This is a genomic window from Agromyces tardus, assembly GCF_003710805.1.
Lineage (GTDB): Bacteria > Actinomycetota > Actinomycetes > Actinomycetales > Microbacteriaceae > Agromyces > Agromyces tardus.
Genome location: NZ_RHHB01000081.1, coordinates 1 through 8,279 on the forward strand (window position 1 = coordinate 1; position 8,279 = coordinate 8,279).

General features: G+C 72.4%; 6 protein-coding genes. 5 read left to right on the forward strand and 1 reads right to left on the reverse strand.

Annotated elements, in window-relative coordinates; genetic code table 11:
* Nucleotides 1-2,056: translation initiation factor IF-2 (gene infB / locus EDM22_RS19050; RefSeq protein WP_170964211.1), on the forward strand; the 2,056-nt coding region annotated here is incomplete at its 5' end.
* Between the two features lie 120 nt (nucleotides 2,057-2,176).
* Entirely contained in the window at nucleotides 2,177-2,707 is a 531-nt protein-coding gene (rbfA, locus tag EDM22_RS19055) for a 30S ribosome-binding factor RbfA (protein ID WP_122938673.1), read from the forward strand.
* Between the two features lie 49 nt (nucleotides 2,708-2,756).
* Here the strand turns inward: rbfA and EDM22_RS19060 are convergent, their stop codons facing one another.
* Nucleotides 2,757-3,668: a LysR family transcriptional regulator gene (locus EDM22_RS19060; RefSeq protein WP_245989565.1), complete on the reverse strand. Its 912-nt coding sequence runs from the start codon at nucleotides 3,666-3,668 to the stop codon at nucleotides 2,757-2,759.
* Nucleotides 3,669-3,802: 134 nt separating this feature from the next.
* On the opposite strand from EDM22_RS19060, the gene EDM22_RS19065 reads away from it, so the two are divergent.
* The 3 genes from EDM22_RS19065 to EDM22_RS19075 form a co-directional block, all read left to right on the forward strand.
* Nucleotides 3,803-5,164: an MFS transporter gene (locus EDM22_RS19065; protein ID WP_122938676.1), complete on the forward strand. Its 1,362-nt coding sequence runs from the start codon at nucleotides 3,803-3,805 to the stop codon at nucleotides 5,162-5,164.
* Between the two features lie 219 nt (nucleotides 5,165-5,383).
* Nucleotides 5,384-7,132 carry an NAD(P)/FAD-dependent oxidoreductase gene (locus tag EDM22_RS19070; RefSeq protein ID WP_122938677.1) on the forward strand — a complete coding sequence of 583 codons (1,749 nt, stop codon included), beginning with the start codon at nucleotides 5,384-5,386 and terminating at the stop codon, nucleotides 7,130-7,132.
* A partial coding sequence (locus EDM22_RS19075; protein WP_138708146.1) for an adenylate/guanylate cyclase domain-containing protein occupies nucleotides 7,129-8,279 on the forward strand: 1,151 nt, incomplete at its 3' end. The genes EDM22_RS19070 and EDM22_RS19075, both read left to right, overlap by 4 nt.

Genomic DNA, 8,279 nt, shown 5'->3' on the forward strand with positions numbered 1-8,279 from the left:
AGGCGCGGGTGCACGTCCCGGCGGTGCCGGCGGCTTCCAGCGCCCCGGCGGCGCGCCCGGCGGCGGCTTCGGCGCGCCGCGTCCCGCGGGTGGCGGCGGCCGTGGCCGTGGCCCCGGCGGCGGTACCGCCGGTGCGTTCGGTCGTGGCGGCGGCAAGTCCAAGTCCCGCAAGTCGAAGCGCACGAAGCGGCAGGAATTCGAGATGCGGGAGGCCCCGTCGCTGGGCGGCGTGAGCGTCCCCCGCGGCGACGGCAACACCGTCATCCGACTGCGTCGCGGCGCCTCGATCTCCGACTTCGCCGACAAGATCGACGCGAACCCCGGTTCGCTCGTGACCGTGCTCTTCCACCTAGGTGAGATGGCGACGGCCACGGAGTCCCTCGACGAGGCCACCTTCCAGGTGCTCGGCGAGGAGCTCGGATACAAGATCCAGGTCGTGTCTCCCGAAGACGAGGACCGCGAGCTCCTCGAGGGCTTCGACATCGACCTCGATGCCGAGCTCGAGGGCGAGAGCGACGAGGACCTCGAGCAGCGTCCCCCGGTCGTCACGGTCATGGGCCACGTCGACCACGGCAAGACGCGCCTGCTCGACGCGATCCGCAACGCGAACGTGGTCGCAGGCGAGGCCGGCGGCATCACGCAGCACATCGGTGCGTATCAGGTGCACACCGAGCACGAGGGCATCGAGCGCGCGATCACCTTCATCGACACCCCGGGCCACGAGGCGTTCACCGCCATGCGTGCCCGTGGTGCGCAGGTGACCGACATCGCGATCCTCGTGGTCGCTGCCGACGACGGCATCATGCCGCAGACGATCGAGGCGCTGAACCACGCCCAGTCGGCCAACGTGCCGATCGTGGTCGCGGTGAACAAGATCGACAAGCCCGACGCGAACCCCGCCAAGGTGCGCCAGCAGCTCACCGAGTTCGGCCTCGTCGCCGAGGAGTACGGCGGCGACGTCATGTTCGTCGACGTCTCGGCGCGCGAGAACATCGGCATCCAGGACCTGCTCGACGCAGTGCTCCTGACCGCCGACGCCGGACTCGACCTGCGTGCGAACCCGAACAAGGACGCCCGCGGTGTCGCCATCGAGGCGAAGCTCGACAAGGGCCGCGGCGCCGTGGCGACCGTGCTCATCCAGTCGGGCACGCTCCATGTCGGCGACGCGATCGTCGCGGGCACGGCCTACGGCCGCGTCCGTGCGATGGCCGACGAGAACGGCGACCCCGTGCTGGCCGCGACCCCGTCGCGTCCGGTGCAGGTGCAGGGCCTCTCGAGCGTCCCGCGCGCCGGCGACACCTTCCTCGTCACCGAGGAGGACCGCACGGCCCGTCAGATCGCCGAGAAGCGCGAGGCCGCGGAGCGCAACGCGCAGCTGGCCAAGGCCCGCAAGCGCATCTCGCTCGAGGACTTCACCCGTGCCCTCGAGGAGGGCAAGGTCGAGGCGCTCAACCTCATCATCAAGGGCGACGTGTCGGGTGCCGTGGAGGCGCTCGAGGAGTCGCTCATGAAGATCGAGGTCGACGACAGCGTCCAGCTGCGCATCCTGCACCGCGGTGTGGGTGCCGTCACCGAGAGCGACATCGACCTCGCCACGATCGACAACGCGATCGTGATCGGGTTCAACGTGCGCCCCGACGTGAAGGCACGCGAGCGCGCCGCCCGCGAGGGCGTCGACGTGCGCTTCTACTCGGTCATCTACAACGCGATCGACGACATCGAGGCCTCGCTCAAGGGCATGCTCAAGCCCGAGTACGAGGAGGTCCAGTCGGGCGTCGCCGAGATCCGCGAGGTGTTCCGCTCCTCGAAGTTCGGCAACATCGCCGGTGTCATCGTGCGATCGGGAACGATCACGCGAAACGCCAAGGCACGCGTCATCCGCGACGGTGTCGTGGTCGGCGACAACCTGGCGATCGAGTCGCTGCGTCGGTTCAAGGACGACGTCACCGAGGTCCGCACGGACTTCGAGGCGGGCATCGGCCTCGGCAAGTTCAACGACATCCAGGTCGGCGACGAGATCGAGACCATCGAGATGCGCGAGAAGCCTCGGGCTTGATCGTGGTCAGGGGTCCCCGGTTCTTCACTCAGGTGAAGAGCGGGGACCTCTACCCCGATTCACGTCGAGGCGGTCGCGGCGGCGAAGCCGTCCCGACCCTGCCCCGAGAGGAGATACACAATGGCTGACCCGGCACGGGCCAGGAAGATGGCCGATCGCATCAAGGAGATCGTCGCCAAGCGCCTCGACAAGGGGCTCCGCGACCCGCGGCTCGGCTTCGTGACGATCACCGACGTGCGTGTCACGGGCGACCTGCAGCACGCGAGCATCTTCTACACGGTGTACGGCTCCGAGGAGGAGCGCCGCGACTCGGCGCTCGCCCTCCAGGCCGCCACCGGCATGCTCCGCAGCGAGGTCGGCCGCAACATCACGGCGCGGCTCACCCCGTCGCTCGAGTTCATCGCCGACGCGATCCCCGAGAACGCCGAGCACATCGAGGCGCTCCTCCGCGAGGCGCGCACGCGCGACGCGGAGACCTCGGTGCTCGCCGCGACCGCGGAGTACGCGGGCGACGCCGACCCGTACGTGAAGCCGCGCGACGAGGACGACTTCGACGACGAGGACGAGGACGACGACCAGGTCGAGGACGACGCCGACGACCTCGACGAGGACGAGGTCGAGGACGACGAGCCGCGGTCCCTCCGCGGCTGACACCCGCTCCGACGCCCCGCACGCCGGCTGATCCCGGTCGGGCGGGGCGTCAGCGCGTCCGGGCGCGGCCGAGCAGTTCGTCGCCGACCTCGGCGATGCGGGCCCGGAGCGCGGCGATGTACGCGATGGCCGTCGGCTGCCGCAGCGCCTCGGGGCGGCAGACGAGCCAGTAGGGCAGGCGCTCCTCGACCTCGTCGGGGAACAGCCGCACGAGGTCGTCGTGCGGGTCGGCGAGGAACGCGGGCAGCAGGCCGAACCCCGCCCCGGCGCGCGTCGCGTCGACGTGCACGTACACGTTCGTGCTCGACACGGCATCCGTCATGCCGCGCGTCGACCGCCGCGCCTCGTCGAGCGCGTCGACCTGCAGCATCGACTCGATGAAGTACACGAGCGGCGCACCGGCGAGCTCCGCGGGCGAGCGCGGCGTGCCGTGCCGCTCGAGGAACGCGCGGCTCGCGTAGAGGCCCAGCACGTAGTCGGCGAGGTGGATCGCCTCGGCCCGCTGCACGTGCGGGCGGCCGACGACGACCTCCAGGTCGACGCCCACGCGGTGCTGGGCGGCGCGCCGGGTCGCGGCGACGATCTCGAGTGAGACATCCGGATGCTGCCGCCGGACGGCGACGATCGCCGGCGCCGCGATGAACCCGCTGAAGCCGTCGGTCGCGCTCAGCCGGATGACGCCGTGCAGCGCCGCGGTCTCGTGGGAGAGCGAGCGCATGGCCCGTTCGACGCCCTCGGCGGCCGCCAGGGCCTGCTCGCCGAGCGGGGTGAGCACCCAGCCGGCGGCGCCGCGTGCGAGCACGCGCCCGCCGAGCGCCTGCTCGAGCGCGTCGATCCGTCGGGCGACCGTCGTGTGGTTGAGGCCGAGCCGGGCGGCCGCCGCGGTGTAGCGCCCGTCGCGGGCGACCGCGAGCAGCACGAGCAGGTCGTCGGCGTTCGGGGCGGGGCGGGGTGCGGTCATCGTCGACATGTGTGCATATTCGCACATCACGACTGCGGTTCTCGCCATTGTCGGTGCGGAATCCTGCAGCCATACTCGGGCGATGACGCGACAGCGTCGCATCCCCCAGGCACCACCATGCAAAGGAGCATCGGATGACCCAAGCACCCGTCCGCGAGACGAGCGCGAGCCCGACGACCTCGGGCCTGAAGCGAGTCGTGACCGCATCGATGGCGGGCACCGTCGTCGAGTGGTACGAGTTCTTCCTCTACGCCTCGGCGGCGACCCTCGTGTTCGGCACCGCCTTCTTCCCGCCGTCGGATGACCCGTACGCCGGCATCATCGCCGCGTTCCTCACCTACGCCGTCGGCTTCATCGCACGTCCGCTCGGCGGCATCGTGTTCGGGCACTTCGGAGACAAGTACGGGCGCAAGAAGCTCCTGCAGCTCAGCATCATCCTCATCGGCGTCGCGACGTTCCTCATCGGCTGCCTGCCGACGTACGCCCAGGTGGGCCTGCTCGCGCCGGCCCTGCTCGTGATCCTGCGCTTCCTGCAGGGCTTCGCGCTGGGCGGCGAGTGGGGCGGCGCGGTGCTGCTCGTCGCCGAGCACAGCCCCTCGAAGTCGCGCGGCTTCTGGGCCAGCTGGCCGCAGGCCGCGGTGCCGGTGGGCAACCTGCTCGCCACGCTCGTGCTCTTCGTGCTCTCCTCGACGCTGTCCGAGGCGGCGTTCCTCGGCTGGGGCTGGCGCGTCGCGTTCTGGCTCTCCGCCGTGATCGTCCTCATCGGCTGGTACATCCGCACCAAGGTCGCCGACGCGCCGATCTTCCTCGAGATGCAGGCCGAGCGCGAGGCCGCGAAGGCGACCTCGTACGGCGTCATCGAGGTGATCAAGCGCTACCCGCGCGGCGTGATCACCGCCATGGGCCTCCGCGTCGCCGAGAACATCCTCTATTACGTCGTCGTGACCTTCTCGATCGTCTACCTCACCCAGGTGGTGAAGGAGGGCACCGCGAACACCCTGCTCCTGCTCGTCGGCGCGCACCTCGTGCACTTCCTCGTCATCCCGCAGTGGGGTCGACTGTCCGACCGCATCGGCCGTCGGCCGGTCTACGCGATCGGCGCGGTGCTGGGTGCGGCGTGGGCGTTCTTCGCCTTCCCGCTCATGAGCACCGGCCAGCCGGTCGTGATCTGGCTCGCGATCTCGCTCGGCCTCGTGTTCCACGGCGCGATGTACGCGGGCCAGCCGGCGATCATGGCCGAGATGTTCCCGACGCGCATGCGCTACTCGGGCGTCTCGCTCGGCTACCAGGTCACGTCGATCTTCGCGGGCTCCCTCGCGCCGATCATCGCCACGAGCCTCCTCGCGCAGTACGGGTCGAGCGTCCCCGTCGCGATCTACGTCGCCGTCGCCTGCGCGATCACCCTCGTCGCCGTCTGGGCGGCCCGCGAGACCCGCGGGCTCGACCTGCGCGAGGTCGACGAGGCCGACCGCGAGCGGGTCGCCGTCACGGCGTGACGCGATGAGACGGGCGGATGCCCCGGGGCCGATGCGCCCCGGGGCATCCGTGCGTCCCGGGGCATCCGTGCGTCCCGGGGCCGGTGGCACGCACGCGCTCGGCGTCGGTCGGCACCCGGAATCGTGACGCCGCAGCCGCACCGCGCCGGAGTACACTCGGTCGCGAACGCAGCGGGCGGGGGTCGCGGCAGTGCGCACTCGCCGCGATGAGGAGGAGCCATGGAACCGGCCCCACTGCCTGTGGTGCTCGTCGCCGCGACCGACGACGGCGCGCGCGCCGCCGTGGTGCGCGAGCTCGAACGCCGGTACGCGAGCGACTACCGCATCGTCGGAGTGCGGTCGCACGACGCCGCGATGCAGGAGATCGACGACGTCGCCGCGCGCGGCGAGGTCGTCGCGCTCGTGCTGGCCGACGAACGCGCGGCGACCGGCGCCGCCGGAACGGTCTTCGCGGCGGCGCGGCGGCTCTTCCCCGACGCTCGGCGCGGGTTCCTCATCGAGTGGGGATCGTGGGGCGAGCGGACGACGCGCGACCGCGTGCTCGAGCTCATGGCCACCGGCCAGATCGAGTACTACGTCATCCGCCCGTGGCATTCGCCCGACGAGTACTTCCACCGCACGGTGACGGAGTTCCTGCTGGAGTGGGAGCGGTCGATCGGCGTGCGGCCGCGGGAGGTCACCGTGATCGGCGACCAGGCGCTCGTGCGCACCCACGAACTGCGGAGCCTCCTGGCGCGCGGGGGAGTGCCGCACACCTGGCTCGCGCCCGGCAGTGACGAGGCGCTCGCGCGGCTGGCCGCGCTCGGCGAACCGCCCGACCCCCGGCATCCGATCGTGGTGCTGCTCGACGGGCGTGTGCTCCGCGATCCGGGCAACGCCGAGCTCGCCGAGGCGTACGGCCTCGAGACCGCGCTCGACGGGCCGCGGGTCGCGGACCTGGTCGTCGTGGGAGCCGGACCCGCGGGCCTCGCGGCCGCCGTCTACGCGGCATCCGAGGGGCTCGACGTGCTCGTCGTCGAACGCGAGGCGATCGGCGGGCAGGCGGGATCGAGCTCGCTCATCCGCAACTACCTGGGCTTCGCGCGCGGCATCTCGGGGTCGGAACTCGCGCAGCGCGCGTACCAGCAGGCGTGGGTGTTCGGCGCGCGGTTCGCCCACTCCCGCGAGGCGGTCGGCCTGCGCGCCGAGGGCGACGGCTTCGTGGTGACCATCGCGCCGGGCGACGAGGTGGCGTGCCGCTCCGTCGTGCTCGCGACCGGGGTGTCGTACCGTCGTCTCGGCGTGCCCGAGCTCGAGGCGCTCGAGGGCGCGGGCGTCTTCTACGGCGCGTCCGCGGTCGAGGCCCAGGCCATGGCGGGCAAGGTCGTGCACGTCGTCGGCGGCGGCAACTCCGCGGGGCAGGCGGCCCTGCACCTCGCACGGTACGCGGCATCCGTGACCCTGCTGGTGCGCGGTGCGACGCTCGCCGAGAGCATGTCGCAGTACCTGATCGACCAGCTGCGCGCGCAGGGCGTCACGGTGCGCACGGGCGTCGAGGTCGTGGGCGGCGGTGGTGACGGCGTGCTCGAGCGCATCGTGGTGCGCGATCGGTCCACGGATGCCACGGCCGAGGAGCCCTGCGACGGGCTCTTCGTGCTCATCGGTGCCGCACCCCGCACCGACTGGCTGCCGCCCGAGGTGCTCCGCGACCGCTGGGGCTACGTGCTCACCGGGCCGGCCGTGCTCGAGGAGGGCGGACGCCGCGCCTGGACGCTCGACCGCGACCCCGACCCGCACGAGACGAGCCTGCCCGGCGTCTTCGCCGTCGGCGACGTGCGCCGCGCGTCGGTGAAGCGCGTCGCATCGGCCGTGGGCGAGGGGTCGGTCGTCGTGTCGTCGGTGCACGCGCACCTCGCCGCGCAGGAGCGGAGCGCGCAGGAGCGGAGCGCGCAGGAGCGGAACGCGCAGGAGCGGAGCGCGGCCGGATGAGCGCCGGCCCCCGCGCCACGGGACCCGCGGCGCCGCCGCTCGGCGCGGGGCGGGTGCTGTTCACGGGGCTGATCCTGCTCATCCCGCTCGCGGGGCTCTTCCTCCTCGTCGCACGACCCGAGCTCGACGCGGCCTGGGAGCACCAGCCGTCGCACTTCTGGCTCGTGCTCGCGGTCGGCGCGATCAACGCGGCGCTCGCGTGGGCCGTCGGCGCCGCGGCGCGGCTGCGCGGCGACGCCCGGCTGCTGCTCGTCGCCCTGTCGTTCTTCGCGGCCGCCGGGTTCCTCGCCCTGCACGCGCTTGCGACGCCGGGCGTGCTGCTCGAGGCGAGCAACACGGGCTTCGCGCTCGCGACTCCGGTGGGCCTCGCGATCGCGTCGGTGTTCGCGGCCTGGTCGAGCCTGGACTTCGACGCCGAGCGGTCGGCGCGACTCATGCGCCGGGCACCGTGGCTCGTCGGCGGGCTCGTCGCCGCGATGGCCGCGTGGGCCGCCGTGTCGCTGCTGCGCCTCGGTCCCCTCGATGCGGCGGCCCCGCCCGAGCGCACGACGGTGCCCTTCGCGGTGCTGGGCGTCGTCTCGCTCGTGTTCTACTCGATCGCCGTCGTGCGGTACCTGCGCGTGCCTCGGCACTCCGCGTCGCCGCTGCCCCTCGCGCTCGCGGCGGCGTTCACCCTGCTCGCCGAGGCGTCGATCGCGATCGTGCTGGGGCGCAACTGGCACATGTCGTGGTGGGAGTGGCACGTGCTCATGCTCGCCGCGTTCGTGATCATCGCGGTCACGGCCCAGCGCTCGTGGCGCGAGGAGCGCTGGGCCGGCCTCTACTCCCTCGACACCGCCGCGGGAGAGCGGGAGGTCTCGGTGCTGTTCGCCGACCTCGAGGGCTTCACTCGCTTCTCGGAGGCGCACGACCCCGCCGAGGTGACGGCGATGCTCAACACCTACTTCACCGAGGCGATCCCGCCGCTCGTCGAGCGATTCGGGGGGCGCATCGATCGCATCATCGGCGACGCGATCATGGTCGTGTTCGACTCCCGCGCCGCGGGCGAGCCGCACGCGCGCCGGGCGGCGGGGGCGGCGCTCGCGCTGCAGGAGGCGACCGGGGCGGTCGCGGTGGCGCATCCGGGGTGGCCGCGGTTCCGCGTGGG